Raw genomic sequence first — 15,044 nt, 5'->3', positions numbered from 1 at the left:
ATGCCTGCCAAACTCTATCTAGAGGTGAATTTGGCTGAGAATGACTCTGAGGCGATCGTAATCATCTTTTAACAATAAGCTGAGCATTCGCCCGGCCTGTACCAGCCAAGCACGATCGGCTTTTCGCAACTGATAAATTTCGCGAATTGCTGCTGCTGTTAAAGCATCGACCGGAGCGCTTCCAACTTGCAGCAAGGTTCTGAGAAAATCAAGTTCGTTACTAAATTCAATAATCTCATCTGAATCGCAAGCATAAACGGCTTGATGAATCTGAGGGGGACGAGGGGGAAGATGTTGATAAAGCGTTCCGCCTTTTGAGCCGTTCTTTTTATTTCCGCCTGCTTGATAACCGACGATCGCGGATCGAAATTCCGTTCTGAGCATGGCAAAAATCTGCGGCTGTTGTTCGCGCAGTTCTTGCATGGACATCCCTAATGCGCGCGCGCGGTGAACGGTGTCGATCGGGCTAGTGGTGGCATGATAGACCACCGCATAAATGAGATTATTCGATTCTTCATCGATCGCTTTTACCCAACTTCCAAACGGAGGCATCACCGGAAAAGCAAGATCGTCTGGTTCAAGACACTGAGCGAGAAATTCAGTGGTTGCTGTCTCGATCACTTCTGCAATATGGTTTGCAGGGCGATTTTGAGCAGAAAATTGAGGAAGAGGAAGCCGCATAGATGCTCACGAATTCAGCGTGTCTTGAGCATAGCAGGTCTGTTTGTTTACGATCCAATACGCGACTAGATCCGGCTTAGGCTGAGAAGTCAGAGTTTTTTGAAGACTCTGACTTCTGCTGCGATCGAGCTAAGCTTGGGTTCCAGCTAGTTCCATGCCGGGTAAGAAAGTGGCAAGATACTTTTCGACCCCTTTTGGGTCTTGTAAAAGTTGTCCTGAAACTTGAGTCGCTTGCTCACCTGGATAAACATCTTCGAGTTGTTCTTCAACTGCTCGAATCGCAGCCTGGGCAACCTCTGCGGGAGAAACTTTCGGATCGGGCCAGTCTTTTGCTAAATCTGTATCGACTGTTCCTGGCATGACTGCTACCACTAAAGTTCCTTGACTGCCTAGCTCTGCCCGAATACAGTGAGTTGCTGAGAGTGCTGCGGCTTTTGAAGCACTGTATGAGCCACTGAAGGGAAGATTGACTTTTGCAAGTAAAGAAAGAACATTCACGATCGTCCCTCCGCCATTTGCTTTCAAAACGGGAGCAAAGGCTCGACACATATGGCACAGTCCGAAGTAGTTTACTTCGAGTTCTGCACGTGCGCTGTCTAGATTATCAGCGGCAATGATGCCTTGATTTAAAGAAGTGCCAGCATTGTTGATCAATAGAGTGACATCAGAACATTGTGCGGCAGCCGCCTGTACAGATTCGGGGTTCGTCACTTCCAGTTCGATTGGAACAATGCGATCAGGATCGAGCGCGACCAGTGACTCTAATTTTGCAATGCTGCGAGCGCAAACATAAATTTTTGCCGCATCAGCGGTTCTCAATGTCTCGACAAAATGCCGTCCAATTCCACCATTTGCTCCAGTGACCAGCGCGATCGCACCTTGAACTTTCATGAGTCTTTATCTCCTGGAAATTTCTCGCACAGTCTAACAATCTTGAACTCTCATTGACAAAGGATTGTTCAGATGCGATGACACGAAGAATTTCGGAATTTTACGATCGCAATTAATTCTTAATCTCTTTAGGTTCTCATGACTTGGTAGGCTAAAAATTATAGTCTGCGGAGTTGGTTATGTCCTCCCTATTTGCTGACGCTTCACAACGATTACAGCAAGCTTTGAAGCATACAACATTGTCAGAAGACGCGATCGAGTCTTTGAAATACCCGAAAGCTTCTCTTTCTGTGTCGATTCCTGTGCGAATGGACAATGGCTCATTGCGAGTGTTTCAAGGGCATCGAGTCCGGTATGACGATTCGCGTGGAGCCGGAAAAGGTGGGGTGCGATACCATCCGAATGTAACGCTCGATGAAGTTCAGTCTTTGGCATTTTGGATGACGTTTAAGTGTGCGGTGTTAAATTTGCCGTTCGGAGGCGCAAAAGGTGGGATTGCTGTGAATCCCAAAGAGATGTCGCGGTTGGAATTAGAGCGATTGAGCCGCGGATATATTGATGCGATCGCAGATTTTATTGGACCTGATGTGGATATTCTGGCTCCTGATGTCTACACGAATGCCATGGTGATGGGCTGGATGATGGATCAGTACAGCATCATTCGGCGGCAGAATGTGCCTGGAGTGGTGACTGGAAAACCGATCACGATGGGGGGGAGTTTGGGACGAGATGCGGCAACTGCATTGGGAGCCTGGTTTACGATCGAGGCAATGTTACCGAAGTTCGATATGCGCCCAACCGAAACAACGGTAGCAGTGCAAGGATTTGGCAATGCGGGAGCAACGATCGCTGAATTAGCGTACCGTGCAGGCTGTAAGGTCGTCGCGGTGAGTGATTCTAAGGGAGCAATTTACTCGAAAGACGGACTTGATATTCCGAGCATTCGCCAACATAAGAATTCGACCCGTGAAATTCAAGCGGTTTACTGTCAGGGCAGTGTGTGCAACATTGCAGAACACGAGCGTATTACGAATGAAGAATTACTAGAGCTAGAGGTCGATATTCTATTACCTGCTGCCTTAGAAAATCAGATTACAGAGGTGAATGCACACAATATCAAAGCAAAGCTCATTTTTGAGCTAGCAAATGGTCCGATTAACTCTGCTGCGGATGCTATTTTGGAGCAGAAAGGGATTTATGTATTCCCTGATATTCTGGTCAATGCGGGGGGTGTGACGGTGAGCTACTTTGAGTGGGTGCAGAACCGGAATGGACTGTACTGGACATTAGGTGAGGTGAATCAGTCACTTCAGCAAAAAATGGTAGCAGAGGCGCAGCAGATTTGGGAAATTGCCAAAGAGCTTTCGATTTCAATCCGTACTGCCGCTTATGTTCATGCTTTGCGACGATTGGGAGAAGCGATCGATGCAAAAGGAACTCGCCACTATTACACCAGTGATTGAAGTAGAATTCTGGTTAGGCTTCGCGCTCAACGAGGATGACATTTTCGGTGACTTTCTCGAATGTATCGTCGTGGCTAATCACAAAAAGCTGTCGGAAGGATTTGATATTCGCGATCGCTTCTGCTAGGCTCTCTCTCCTTGGGCGATCCATATTAGTTGTCGGCTCATCGAAGAATGCGATATCGATGTCTGCTAGTACTTTGAGTAGAGCTAAACGAACTGCTAAAGCAGCACACATCTGCTCACCCCCTGAGAGATTGATAAATCTCCGAGAATGTGCGCCTTCTTGAACCATAATTTCGTAGTCGCGTGTCCATTCGAGAGCGACATTGGGACGATTGAGCAATTCACGGAATAAGCGATCGGCTTCATGGGAAATGCTTTGAACATAGCGCTCTGTAATCCGTGGAGCCGCTTCTTTGTAGAATTTTCGAGCGGCTTTGATGAAGCGTTCGGTTTTTTGCTTTTGTTTGAGTTGAGCCTGAGTTTCTGTGCGCTTTTGCTGAATGGTTTTGAGTTTAGAAAGTCGGGTTTCACATTCTTCTAAACGCTGAGATTCTATTGGTAATCGAGTACTGAGCGAAATCCGTTGATTGTTTGCTTCTTCATATCCGGTTTTGATTGCTTTAACTTGCTCAGGATCATAAGTTTCAGCCAGTTGAGCTTTCTGATTTGTGAATTCTGCTTGCTTTTCTTCTAGCTGTTTGAGTTGCGCGATCGCGTCTTCGTGCTGTACTTTACGCCCTTTGAAGCTATTTGCCGATTGCTGATGTTCGAGATAGATTTGATAGTCTTCTTTGTACTGATCGCGTCGAAGCTGCTGTTCTCGAATTTGATCAGCTAGGTTCTCAAAGGCTTGCAAAGAATCATCGATCGTTTTGATTTCGTCTTCTGCTTGCTTCAAATCAGCTTGAGCTTTCAGGAGTTCTGAATCAAGCTGAGTCAGCGTTTTGAGTTCCTTTTGTAAAATACTGCTTCGTCCGCGAGGATTTTCTAACATCTGAAGCTGTCCAGCGAGATGAGCAACTTGCTCTCTCAGTTCTGGTTCTGCTGATAATTGAGATTGATGTTCGGTGATCAGCGATCGCAGTTCTGCAATCTCACTATCTAGCTTTTCTTCTTCGTCAAATTTTGCCTCAAGCTTACGATATTGCGATTCCTGTTCTCGAATCGTTTTAAGTTGAGTCTGAACTTCAGCTAAGCGTTGTTTTAAGCGATCGGCAAGTAGCTGTTCAGATAAATCATCTAAAATGCCTTGCAGATCGCGCATAAGATGATTGTTGAGTTTTGAGCTATTTGCGATCGTAGCGAGAACACTTTCAATTCGAGGCTGCCAGGATGGGGCTGCCTGCTGTAGCTCTTGTAAGGTTAAAGTTGCTGTCTGAATATGATTCGCTTGAATTCCTTCGCGATGTTGAGCCTGCGCCAGAATTTGACGCAGATCAGAATCGAATTGAGTCGCAGCTTCGATCCGGCTCAGTTGTTGCTGATAGCGGCTTTGTTGTTCTTCAAGTTGAGGAATTTGTTTGACGATCGCACCTAAGCCTTCTAGTCGCTCAATCTCTTCTCCTAACTGCTTTTGGCGCTGCTGAAGTTGTGCGAGTCGTTTCTCATCGCGTTGAATGGTTTGCTTCCAGCTTTGACAGGATTGCAGCTTTTCATTGAGTTGGCTTTGCTCTTGCTCAAGCTGAGATTGTTGCTCAATTAAAGGTTCGAGTTGTTTGAGTTCAGTTTCAATCTGAGATCGCCGCTCTCCCTTCTGTGCTAGAACAGCAAGCTTCGTCTGATAGGCTCCCAAAGACTCAGCTAGCTTTTGCCGTTCTTTGAGTAGCTTTTCTTGCTGCGATCGACTTCGATCAAATTCTTGTAATGCTTGATCAGCTTGTGTGTAAGCTTGATAGCTATCCCGCCGCTCTGTGCAGAGAGCCACAGATTTCTCAGCACGGTCTAGTTCTGTTTTTAAGCGATCGACATTCAACTGTTCGGCTCGAATCTGTCCCGAAACCGTCTCTAGCTGTAAAGTAACTTGCTGAACTTGCGATTCAATTTCGCTCCATTTAGCTTGCTCATCTTTTAACTCTTCATGGCGCTGCTGCCAGTGGTTCAAATCCGTCTGAATCTGCAAAATGGTTTGCGTCAGTCCCTGTTGAGTCGCGGTAAGTTCATCCCATTCTTGCAAGGATTCGTCATACTGCTGAATATCGCGCTCTAAGCTTTCAGACTGTGCTTTTGCGAACTTCTCTAAGTCGCCTAACTCTTTGAATACTTTCTTGTATTCTTCGACTTTGAGAATCGGATCAAAGACTTTTTTGCGCTCCTCAGCAGTGCCAAGAAAGTCGATTGTAAATGTCCCTTGCGGAACCCCGATCGTATTGCGAAACAATTGCCCTAAATTTGTTCCGGCTGGCACTCCTAGATGTTCTCTTAACCAAGGTAAAACGTCTTCTTTCTTGGTGTAATCCAGCCGTTCATCTAGTTCTGGATCGTAAATCGTATAGCTCGATCGAGTACAGCGCGTGACAGTATAAGTTCGCTGATCCCGATTGGAAACAAAATTGACTGCAACTTGGGCACTATTAGAGCCATTGCGGATCAAATCATCTTTGGTATACGCACCCGAATAGTCGAATAGCACCCAAGCGATCGCTTCGAGAATGCTGGTTTTGCCCGCACCATTTTCGCCACAAATTGCATTCGTTCCCGGTTGAAACGAGAACGAGCGATCGCTGTGAAACTTGAAGTTTTTGAGGCTAACCGAGAGAATTTCCATAGTTTTGATTCTACGGCAGATCAGATGTTCTGATCTAAAAATGGCAATGGAATAGATTCTAACGTCGATCGCGAAATTGTCGATCGCACAAATCCAAACGGCTTGCAACTTGAGCGTGATATGCGATCGCGATTCGCTCTGATAATTTTGACGAATTCAGGGGAGAAATAAGACAAAGCTTATTTTTTAACTATTTTAAGCATTGAGACAATGGGCACATCAGTTTTGCTAGTTGATTATGAGAACGTCCAGACCCTTGATCTATCCATCATTCAGGAACAGGAGCTTCAGATCAAAATTTTTGTCGGACAGTCTCAAAGCAAACTGCCCCTAGAACTTGTTCAAGCAGCGCAGCCATTTGGTAATGCGATCGAGTGGATCAAAATCGAAGGCAAGGGCAACAATTCTCTAGATTTTCATATCGCTTTTTATCTGGGGCAATTAAGCCAAGTGAATCCTAAGCTTTCGTTTACAGTACTTTCTAAAGACAAAGGTTACGATCCGCTAATTCGATATCTCTGCAATCGCAAAATTTCCTGTCGAAGAATTGAATGTGTCAAAGCCCTATCTCAGCAGAATAACGGTTCTTCTCAGCGGGAAAAATTAATGATGCAAGTGATGACAAAGCTCTTAAAAATTGAAGATAAGTGTCGTCCTCGAAGTCGCAACGCTCTGTCTCAATACGTTAAATCAATCATGCGTCCTCATAAGGTGAATCAACAAGATCTCGATTCAGTGATCAATGATATGTTTCTACACGGTAAAGTCGCTGAAGTAAACAATCGGATTACGTATAACTTTTAGTATTAGATAAATTCTTGCCTATGAAATCTACTCATCTCGCCTGAACTCATTCTCTATATGCTTAATCAGTTCTTAGATGCTGCGAGATTGCCCCGGCTCAACGTTGGATTCCGAACCAATATGGACATGATGAGGAAAATTAGGCAAATCTGGAAAATGTTTGACACTATCCCAACGCTTTCTAAGAGTTTGTTTAGTGCTATCCAGCCACTGATAGCGATAGTCTAACGTTGCGATTTGATCATTCTGAGCCGTGAAGGATTCTGCAATCTCCAGAAAATCTTCGTTACTCAGCGTTAATCTTGCACGAAAGTAACCTCGATCGAATAACACGCGCTCATCCACAATTTCGATCGACGAAATGATTGAACTTGCATTCAGCTTTGCTTTAATACTCGCAATGTACTGATGTAAGTCCATCTTTAAGAAGCTTGCAATTGCGCTGAGCGATACATTTCGTAGTAAGTATTCCACTCAAAAAAGTCGATCGAGTCCCCAAGTTCACCAGCCTGAAACTTTTGATAGAACCGCTCTGAAGACATCTGATAGGTTTCCTCAAACCTCTTCAATCGTTCACCAATTTCTTTTACTTCTTTTGCAATTGGAGATTGAATGGATTCCTCTAGAAGTTGTCTCTCTTCAGCAGACAGAGAGAGGATGATCTGTGCCAGTGATTCGACTAATTTCTGATTCATGCTGTCTCTCCTGGGCATCCTGAAAAAACATTTTATGCCGATACATTACCCTGAATCTTGTTGAAATCTGTCAAAGCAATGCGATTGATGATGCTTAGAATTTCGATTTCAACGAGGCGATCGCGATCGTCAAAATTCAAACTCACTTCCTGATACAGTCAAATACTAAGCTCCAGCCTGAACAAGCTGTTCAACTGTGAGAGTTAATTCTGAAAAAGTGGGTGACTCGATTCTCTCACTTCCCCGAAACTGTTTGACTTGATACTCGCCATCAATCAATTGATAAACCGAAACCGTTGGCATTTTCGGAGATCCGATAAAGCGTTTTCCGCCTAAGCCCAGATAATCTACAATCCAGTATTCAGCAATTCCAAGGCTCTCATATTCTTCCAGTTTCCTGGCATAATCATCAGCCCAGTTTGTGCTGACAACTTCAACGATCAGACGAACAGAGCTTCCCTGTGTAATGACAGATTCTTTATCCCATCGAGGATCATCTGCGATCGCATTCTCATCCAAAACAATCACATCTGGTTTGTAACCCGATCGCGCATCGGAGGATCGCACAACGCATTCTGTAGGAATAAAGTAAGGTAGACCCAAGCGAGCAATTTCTAGAATCAGCTTACTTAAGACAAATCCTGCAACTTTTGAATGCTTGCCTGTTGGATTTGGCATCTCAACAATCTCACCATCATGCAATTCATATCGAGTGGTCGAGTTTTCCGGATACCACTCGATGAAATCATCAAATGTAAAGTCGGTTGCTATCGTTACAGAAACCATCGTTACCTCAATTGATCATCTTTTCACGATTCGATCTCTCGATTGGGAATTAATGCGATCGTACAACACTTTTTCTGACCCCATAGCCATTCCATAGCTGATTCCTTTGTGAGCGATCGCCTCTTCAAAATTCAAAATGTATCAAGAATCTAGACCAAGCCAGAATTTTACTGCTTCTTCAACTTGTGCTAATTGCTCGTTTGAAAGTGCCCCCAACTTCCTAATCAACTTTGCCTCTGAAGCAGTGACGAGATTCTGCCCATCAAAAACACCCGGACGCAAAAATCTTGCCTGAATATCAACTTCAAACCTTGATCCTCTTGGGCGAGTGGTATGAGGGACTAAACTGACTAAAGCTCAATCGATATCTTCAATCGGAATATTCATCACAAGACAGAGGCGCACTTTCGCGACATAGCCCAAATCTACTAACCAAACTTCACCGCGATTCGGTGTACTGCTGCTCATTCTCAGCCTCAAATTCGTCCAGGCTTAAGAATACTGCCTCTGCACATAAATTTAATTCTTCATCCAAGAGTGGAGGCAGATCTAGATTCATTGTTCGCCGCAAAATTTCTGCCGCAACTTGTTGCTTTTCTGTTTCCGATAATTGTTCAAAGGATGCTAAGAGTTGCTGTGTACTATTCACGATTCGATTTCTCGATTGGAATTATTGCGATCGTCCACAATTCTCTTACTTCACAGCGGCTTCGTTGCCGCTCTCAGCCGCCAATTGCTCTAATCGCTCTTGCTGATCTTGAGAGATGCAAGTCTCGATCACATCTTCGAGATCGCCTTCTAGCACCGGATTCAAGGCAAAGTTTTGCCCTAATCGATGATCCGTTACACGGTTGTCTTTGTAATTGTAAGTCCGAATCTTCTCCGATCGCTCTCCTGTCCCAACCTGCGATCGCCGCATCGAAGTGATCGCATCTTGCTGCTCTCGCAACTTGATCTCATACAACTTCGCTCGCAGAATTTGCATCGCGCGTTCCCGGTTCTGAAGCTGCGATCGCTCCTCGGTACAAAACACCCGAATTCCCGTCGGCTTGTGAATCAAATCGACCGCAGTTTCAACTTTGTTGACGTTCTGACCACCCGCACCACCGGATCGTGCCGTCTTCATTTCAATGTCTTTCGGGTCAATGTGAATTTCCACATCATCCACTTCCGGCATAATTGCGACAGTTGCAGTTGAAGTATGAACTCGTCCAGAAGCTTCAGTGACCGGAACGCGCTGCACCCGGTGAACACCTGCCTCAAACTTCAATTTGCTATAGACGCGATCGCCTTGAATTTCCATAATGGCTTCTTTGAATCCGCCCAAACCTTCAGCTAGGGATTCACTCGCCATTTTGATGCGCCAGCCTTGACGCTCCGCATACCGCGAGTACATTCTCACCAAATCCCCAGCCCAAATGCTGGCTTCATCTCCACCGGTGCCCGCCCGAATTTCCAACATGATGTTCCTGTCATCATTCGGATCACTGGGAAGCAGCAGAATTTTCAATCGATTTTCTAACTCTTGCAGCTTTTCTTGGAGTTCTTCCGCCTCCATTGCCGCCATTTGTTGCAGTTCAATATCGCCGCCGGATTCTTTGACGATCTGACGTGCGCCTGCTAAATCTTGCTCAGTCTTGCGCCAAAGCTCATAGGTGTTGACCGTTTCCTCTAACGCCGATCGCGATTTTGCGACCCGCTGAAACTCGCCCGGATCTCGGGCGATATCCGGGTCAGCAAGTTTCCGCGTCAATTCGTTAAAGGTCTGCTCAACGGAATTTAATTTGTCAATCAAATATGCTTCAGCCATAGTAGCCTCGGAAAAAAGTAGAAAAAATTTAGGCGAAAAGACAATCGCGGCAACTCAAAACGCGATCGTCACATCAATCAACCTAAATCTCGCTACTTCTGTTCGTCGCTCATGCCATACTTCCGCAAGAAGCGCTCCACACGACCCTCAGTGTCAATAATCTTCTGAGTTCCCGTGAAGAACGGGTGATTGCCAGACCATACATCCACATGTAGTTCAGGCTTGGTCGAACCCACGACCGCTACAACTTCACCATTGCAGTAAACCTTTGCTTCGGGATACCACGCTGGATGAATACCTGGTTTTGCCATTGCCTTATCTCCAAATCCGCTTCAAATACAGTGTAACAATTAGCGTTTCGAGTATTGAGGAGCTTTCCGAGCTTTGCGCAAGCCGTACTTTCTCCGCTCTTTCGCTCTCGGATCGCGAGTCAAATAGCCTTCGACTTTCAACGGCTTCCGGTTCTCAGGGTCGAGTTGGCACAGTGCGCGTGCAACACCCATGCGGATCGCGTCTGCTTGTCCGGTCAAACCACCACCATGAGCGTTGACGAGAATATCGTATTCCGCTTCTAAGCCCAAGGTTTCCAGGGGAGCTTTCGCACCCGAGATGTACTCCTGGTTGAATTGGAGATAAAGATCTCCAGGCTTGCCGTTAACGACGATGTTGCCTTCGCCGGGAACGAGACGGACACGAGCGATCGCAGATTTGCGACGACCCGTTCCTTGATACATCACTCTTCCTTCAGTTGCTTGCATGGATTACTTTTCTCCCGGAATCGTTTTGATGTCTAAAACTTTGGGTTGCTGTGCGGCATGGGGATGCTCTGCACCTGCATACACTTTCATTTTGGTGAACAGCTGGCGACCCAAGGAATTCTTCGGTAGCATTCCTTTCACCGCTTGCTCAATGATGCGCTCTGGCAAACGAGCTTGCAGCTTCTCAAAAGATTCGGTCTTCATTCCACCCGGACGACCGGAGTGACGACGATACAGCTTTTGGCTGCGTTTCTTACCAGTCACGTCAATTTTGTCAGCGTTGATCACGATAACAAAATCGCCTGTGTCTAAGTGAGGCGTGTAAGTCGGTTTATTTTTGCCGCGAAGTACCATCGCGATTTCAGTCGCTAATCGACCCAAGCGTTGACCCGCTGCATCCACAACGTACCAGTCGCGTTGAATCTCAGCGATAGCAGGAAGGTAGGTTTTGTTTTCCATGACCGTGAGTTTGTTTACAAAGAAGGTTCGAGCGTCATCCGAGATAAATTCAGTTTCGGCTGTGCATCAAACCAGAGTTCTGGGGGAAATGGCATGTCGGGATAGCCCACTCTTAAGAGGCACAACCCTTGCGGGGGAGCCGCATACCGCACTTCATGACGTCGCTCGTTTTGCCACAACTGAGTGAAGCTCTCAACCGAACGATCACCGCGTCCCACTTCTACCAATAATCCGACGAGCAGTCGCATCATCCCATACAGAAATCCGCTTGCCTGCACTTCAATATAGAGAAATGAATCTTGTCGAATACATTCCGCAAATTGAAGGTCTACCCAGGCATGGGGACGGCTAGAGTTCGCTCTCTGAAAAGCTGCCATATGATGGCGACCGATCATGGGAGCTAAAGCCTGCTGCATTTTGGACTCATCCAGCGGAGCGTGGTAGTAGTGCCAAGACAACGATCGAGCAAATAAGTTCGGGCGTGCCTCGGTGTAGATCGTGTATCGGTAGCGTCTCCAAGAAGCTGAGAATCGGGCGTGCCAGTCGGCTGGAACCTGAGCCGAAGCCCGAATCAAAACATCATCGGGAAGCCGAGCATTGATCACATCCGCCCATCGGTGTGCTGGGATCAGCGTCATCACATCGAAATGTGCCACCTGAGCCGCTGCATGAACGCCTGTATCCGTTCGCCCTGCGGCATGAATCACCACCGGATAACCAACTACAGACGCGATCGCAGTTTCGATCTCTTCTTGAACGCTCCGATGATTCGGCTGCCGCTGCCACCCATAAAATCGAGTGCCCAAGTACTGAATCAGGAGGGCAATTCGCTGCAAGGACGGCTGAGCAGGTGCCATCTTAGGTCAATTCGATAATTGCCATTTCAGCGTTGTCACCGCGACGACGTACCGTTCTCAAGATGCGGGTATATCCGCCTTGGCGATCGGCATAACGCTCAGGAGCATTCTCGAACAAGGCATGAACGAGCTGCTTGTCGTAGATGTATCCCATTGCCTGACGACGTGCCGCAAGCGAACCGTCTTTTGCCAAAGTGATCATCTTTTCAGCTTCCGATCGCACTGCTTGAGCGCGAATCTTGGTCGTTTTGATTCGACCGTTGCGGATGAGTTCAGTGGTCAGCGCTCGGAGGAGTGCTTTACGCTGATCCGCAGGTTTTCCCAACAAGGGGACTTTACAACCGTGACGCATAGCTACTCTTAGGATTTAGATTTTTCTTGCGGCAGGGTGATCCCCAACCGTTGTTGTAAGGCTTCGACGACTTCCTCGGCAGACTTGGCTCCAAAATTTTTGATTTCGAGCAGGTCTTCTTGGCTGTAGTCGAGCAAGTCCGCGACCGAGTTGATTTGCGCGCGTTTCAGACAGTTGTATGCCCGAACTGATAGCTGCAATTCTTCGATCGGGATTTGATTTTCGATCCGCTCATCGCTCATGCCATCATCATCCGAAGGCTCGAATGTGATGTCTTTCAGCGGATTAAACAGATCAACGAGGATATTTGCGGCTTGGCTCAGCGCTTCTTGCGGAGTCAAACTGCCATTTGTCCAGATTTCCATGATCAAACGGTCTTTTTCAGCCGTTCCACCTTGGCGAGCATCTTCAACGCTGTATTGCACCTTACGCACCGGCATGAATACAGAGTCAATCTGTAAAAAGTCGAGTGCAGTATCATCGGTGAATTTGCCAGCGCCGCGATAGCCTTTGCCTTTCTCAATTTTGAATTCCATCTCTAACGTTGCGTTAGGAGATAGGGTTGCAATGTACTGAGTCGGGTCAACCAGCTCAACTTCTGAAGGCAGGTCAAAGTTTTCAGCCGTCACGGTGGACTGACCTTGAACTAAGAGCCGACCAATCTGAGGCTGAGACGAGTAAGTTCTAAAGACGAGCTTTTTCATGTTCAGCAAGATGTCCAAAACGTCTTCTCGAACGCCTGGAATCGTTGCGAATTCATGGGTCACGCCTGCAATTCTCACAGCAGTCACGGCAGCGCCTTCTAAGTTCGACAGTAACACCCGCCGCAATGCGTTGCCAACGGTGGTTCCTTGTCCTCGCTCTAGCGGTTCTAATACGAACTTGCTGTACTGACTTTGGTCTTCCTCAGTACTCGTATCAATACATTCAACCTGAAACTGTGCCACGGAGTAGCCCTCCTTCTTCCTTGCTGATGACATCCATACCGTTTTGTGCTGCCCATTATAAGCAGCAATCTGCGCGATCGTCGTTTTATTAAACGCGACGGCGTTTCGGCGGACGGCAACCGTTGTGAGGAATGGGAGTGACATCCCGGATCAGGGTAATTTCTAGCCCTGTTCCTTGAAGTGCACGGATCGCGGTTTCCCGTCCAGCACCCGGTCCACTGACCATCACTTCAAGCTGACGCATTCCTTGGTCGATCGCACGACGAGCGGCTGCTTCGGCAGCGGTTTGTGCCGCAAAGGGAGTTCCCTTCTTTGCACCTTTGAAACCACTCGATCCAGCCGATGCCCAGGAGATAACTTCACCTTGAGTATCGGAGATCGTCACGATCGTGTTGTTGAAGGTCGATTGAATGTGAGCGACTCCGCTCGGAATATTCTTTTTCGCCTTGCGCGGACCCGTTTTCCGCTGCGGTTGTCTTGCCATGTCAAATTCTCAATCAGTTAAGCTGCTACGTTCCTACAAGCCATTGCCCACAAGTAATTTACCTGGAGGCAAATCACGCTATTTCTTACCGGGAGCTTTTTTCTTCCCAGCGACAGTTCGACGACCGCCTCGACGGGTGCGTGCATTGGTTCGAGTGCGTTGACCGCGAACGGGCAAGCCCATCCGATGTCTCCGACCCCGATAGCAACCGATATCCATCAATCGTTTGATTGACATCGATTCAAATCGCCGCAAATCCCCTTCAATCTGATAGCCGCCTTCCACTGCTTCCCGCAGTGCTGCGACATCTGCTTCGCTGAGATCTTTGACGCGAGTGTCAGGATTGACTCCTGTTTTCGCGATGATCTCTTTAGACCGGGTGGGTCCAATTCCGTAAATATATCGAAGACCGATTTCCACTCGCTTGTCACGAGGGAGGTCTACGCCCGCAATCCGCGCCACGTTGAGTTCTCCTGAACGTTATTGATAAACAGTCGAAAAGTCTGCCAGCGAGCTAGAAACTGTCTAACTGCGGCAGACTCGTACACGAGCATCTTGTTAACCCTGGCGTTGTTTGTGCTTCGGGTTTTCACAGATCACCATGACGCGCCCTTTCCGACGAATGACGCGGCATTTTTCGCAAATTCGTTTCACTGACGCACGTACTTTCATGCCCAAGTCTCGGCAACATTACAAACACAATATCCTAACAATTTCTTATAACAATTGTCAAAGTGATCTTTATAGCGCAATCCTAACGCCCTTTATTTTTGAGTCGATAGGTGATTCTGCCTTTGGTCAGGTCGTACGGAGTGAGTTCGACTTTGACGCGATCGCCGGGAAGAATTTTGATGTAGTTGCGGCGGATTTTGCCCGAAATATGTGCGAGTACGTTGAATCCATTGTCGAGGTCTACGCGAAACATTGCGTTCGGTAGTGAATCGACGACAGTCCCTTCCATTTCAATCAAGTCTTGTTTAGACAAGCGGTGCTTTCCTCCAAAAGATAGTCGGGGTCAAATTTTACCCTATTTGAGTGTAGATCATTTAATTAATTTTCGGCATTTCTGCGGTTAGATCGGGAAATTTTTTAAGGAATTGGCTCGACTTTAACAAAGTTTTGCTTTATAGTAAGAAACGCATCGCGGGATGTAGCGCAGCTTGGTAGCGCACCTCGTTCGGGACGAGGGGGTCGTAGGTTCAAATCCTATCATCCCGATTTAAAAGAGATAGTCGAGAGTTCTCACCTGACGAATTCTGCTGTTGACTCGCGAGTTAGAGAATTTAG

20 protein-coding genes and 1 tRNA gene are annotated in these 15,044 nt (G+C 46.9%); 3 read left to right on the top strand and 18 right to left on the bottom strand.

The window, feature by feature from the left end:
- Nucleotides 1-18: 18 nt before the first annotated feature.
- Together OU814_RS07720 and OU814_RS07715 are read right to left on the bottom strand one after the other, a co-directional pair.
- A complete protein-coding gene (locus OU814_RS07720) occupies nt 19-681 on the bottom strand; it encodes an HAS-barrel domain-containing protein (RefSeq protein WP_017289510.1) in 663 nt (220 codons plus the stop codon).
- A gap of 129 nt (nt 682-810) precedes the next feature.
- Nucleotides 811-1,572, bottom strand: coding sequence for an SDR family oxidoreductase (locus tag OU814_RS07715; protein WP_017289511.1), 762 nt, complete (start codon nt 1,570-1,572; stop codon nt 811-813).
- Nucleotides 1,573-1,751: 179 nt separating this feature from the next.
- On the opposite strand from OU814_RS07715, the gene OU814_RS07710 reads away from it, so the two are divergent.
- The gene (locus OU814_RS07710; protein WP_017289512.1) at nt 1,752-3,035 is read left to right on the top strand and encodes a Glu/Leu/Phe/Val family dehydrogenase; all 1,284 of its coding nucleotides are present in this window, start codon (nt 1,752-1,754) and stop codon (nt 3,033-3,035) included.
- A 13-nt stretch (nt 3,036-3,048) separates the two neighbouring features.
- Here the strand turns inward: OU814_RS07710 and OU814_RS07705 are convergent, their stop codons facing one another.
- Nucleotides 3,049-5,805 (bottom strand): AAA family ATPase, encoded by a 2,757-nt coding sequence (locus tag OU814_RS07705; RefSeq protein ID WP_268181683.1) that lies wholly within the window; start codon nt 5,803-5,805, stop codon nt 3,049-3,051.
- Between the two features lie 210 nt (nt 5,806-6,015).
- Here OU814_RS07705 and OU814_RS07700 point away from each other — a divergent pair, with 210 nt between their 5' ends.
- Nucleotides 6,016-6,609 (top strand): PIN domain-containing protein, encoded by a 594-nt coding sequence (locus tag OU814_RS07700; protein ID WP_268181681.1) that lies wholly within the window; start codon nt 6,016-6,018, stop codon nt 6,607-6,609.
- 72 nt (nt 6,610-6,681) lie between these two features.
- Here the strand turns inward: OU814_RS07700 and OU814_RS07695 are convergent, their stop codons facing one another.
- The 15 genes from OU814_RS07695 to infA all read right to left on the bottom strand — a co-directional run bounded on the left by OU814_RS07695 (nt 6,682) and on the right by infA (nt 14,742).
- Nucleotides 6,682-7,029 (bottom strand): toxin-antitoxin system TumE family protein, encoded by a 348-nt coding sequence (locus OU814_RS07695; RefSeq protein ID WP_268181679.1) that lies wholly within the window; start codon nt 7,027-7,029, stop codon nt 6,682-6,684.
- Between the two features lie 2 nt (nt 7,030-7,031).
- A complete protein-coding gene (locus OU814_RS07690; RefSeq protein ID WP_017289516.1) occupies nt 7,032-7,304 on the bottom strand; it encodes a hypothetical protein in 273 nt (90 codons plus the stop codon).
- Nucleotides 7,305-7,469: 165 nt separating this feature from the next.
- Entirely contained in the window at nt 7,470-8,090 is a 621-nt protein-coding gene (locus OU814_RS07685; protein ID WP_268181677.1) for a Uma2 family endonuclease, read from the bottom strand.
- Nucleotides 8,091-8,529: 439 nt separating this feature from the next.
- On the bottom strand, nt 8,530-8,739 hold the full coding sequence (locus OU814_RS07680; protein ID WP_268181675.1) for a hypothetical protein: 210 nt from the start codon (nt 8,737-8,739) through the stop codon (nt 8,530-8,532).
- 45 nt (nt 8,740-8,784) lie between these two features.
- Nucleotides 8,785-9,900 (bottom strand): peptide chain release factor 1, encoded by a 1,116-nt coding sequence (prfA, locus tag OU814_RS07675; RefSeq protein WP_268181673.1) that lies wholly within the window; start codon nt 9,898-9,900, stop codon nt 8,785-8,787.
- Between the two features lie 92 nt (nt 9,901-9,992).
- Nucleotides 9,993-10,211, bottom strand: coding sequence for a 50S ribosomal protein L31 (gene rpmE, locus OU814_RS07670; RefSeq protein ID WP_190647597.1), 219 nt, complete (start codon nt 10,209-10,211; stop codon nt 9,993-9,995).
- A 39-nt stretch (nt 10,212-10,250) separates the two neighbouring features.
- Nucleotides 10,251-10,658 (bottom strand): 30S ribosomal protein S9, encoded by a 408-nt coding sequence (rpsI, locus tag OU814_RS07665; RefSeq protein ID WP_017289522.1) that lies wholly within the window; start codon nt 10,656-10,658, stop codon nt 10,251-10,253.
- 3 nt (nt 10,659-10,661) lie between these two features.
- Nucleotides 10,662-11,117, bottom strand: a complete 456-nt coding sequence (gene rplM / locus OU814_RS07660; RefSeq protein ID WP_017289523.1) for a 50S ribosomal protein L13 — start codon at nt 11,115-11,117, stop codon at nt 10,662-10,664.
- Nucleotides 11,118-11,131: 14 nt separating this feature from the next.
- The gene (gene truA, locus OU814_RS07655) at nt 11,132-11,974 is read right to left on the bottom strand and encodes a tRNA pseudouridine(38-40) synthase TruA (RefSeq protein WP_268181668.1); all 843 of its coding nucleotides are present in this window, start codon (nt 11,972-11,974) and stop codon (nt 11,132-11,134) included.
- A gap of 1 nt (nt 11,975) precedes the next feature.
- Nucleotides 11,976-12,326: a 50S ribosomal protein L17 gene (rplQ, locus tag OU814_RS07650; protein ID WP_017289525.1), complete on the bottom strand. Its 351-nt coding sequence runs from the start codon at nt 12,324-12,326 to the stop codon at nt 11,976-11,978.
- Between the two features lie 8 nt (nt 12,327-12,334).
- On the bottom strand, nt 12,335-13,417 hold the full coding sequence (locus OU814_RS07645) for a DNA-directed RNA polymerase subunit alpha (RefSeq protein WP_316428064.1): 1,083 nt from the start codon (nt 13,415-13,417) through the stop codon (nt 12,335-12,337).
- Complete coding sequence (gene rpsK / locus OU814_RS07640; protein ID WP_017289527.1) at nt 13,362-13,757, bottom strand: 30S ribosomal protein S11; 396 nt, start codon at nt 13,755-13,757, stop codon at nt 13,362-13,364. The genes OU814_RS07645 and rpsK overlap by 56 nt, the downstream gene beginning before the upstream one ends.
- A 78-nt stretch (nt 13,758-13,835) precedes the next feature.
- The gene (rpsM, locus tag OU814_RS07635; RefSeq protein WP_017289528.1) at nt 13,836-14,219 is read right to left on the bottom strand and encodes a 30S ribosomal protein S13; all 384 of its coding nucleotides are present in this window, start codon (nt 14,217-14,219) and stop codon (nt 13,836-13,838) included.
- A 96-nt stretch (nt 14,220-14,315) separates the two neighbouring features.
- Complete coding sequence (rpmJ, locus tag OU814_RS07630; RefSeq protein ID WP_071596180.1) at nt 14,316-14,429, bottom strand: 50S ribosomal protein L36; 114 nt, start codon at nt 14,427-14,429, stop codon at nt 14,316-14,318.
- Nucleotides 14,430-14,511: 82 nt separating this feature from the next.
- Nucleotides 14,512-14,742: a translation initiation factor IF-1 gene (gene infA, locus OU814_RS07625; protein ID WP_026148794.1), complete on the bottom strand. Its 231-nt coding sequence runs from the start codon at nt 14,740-14,742 to the stop codon at nt 14,512-14,514.
- A 159-nt stretch (nt 14,743-14,901) separates the two neighbouring features.
- On the opposite strand from infA, the gene OU814_RS07620 reads away from it, so the two are divergent.
- Nucleotides 14,902-14,975 (top strand) — tRNA-Pro (locus OU814_RS07620).
- The last annotated feature ends 69 nt before the right edge of the window (nt 14,976-15,044 follow it).

The sequence above is a fragment of the Leptolyngbya sp. GGD genome, from assembly GCF_026735145.1.
GTDB classification, from domain to species: domain Bacteria; phylum Cyanobacteriota; class Cyanobacteriia; order Leptolyngbyales; family Leptolyngbyaceae; genus Leptolyngbya; species Leptolyngbya boryana.
This window is presented reverse-complemented; position numbering and strand designations above follow the sequence as displayed.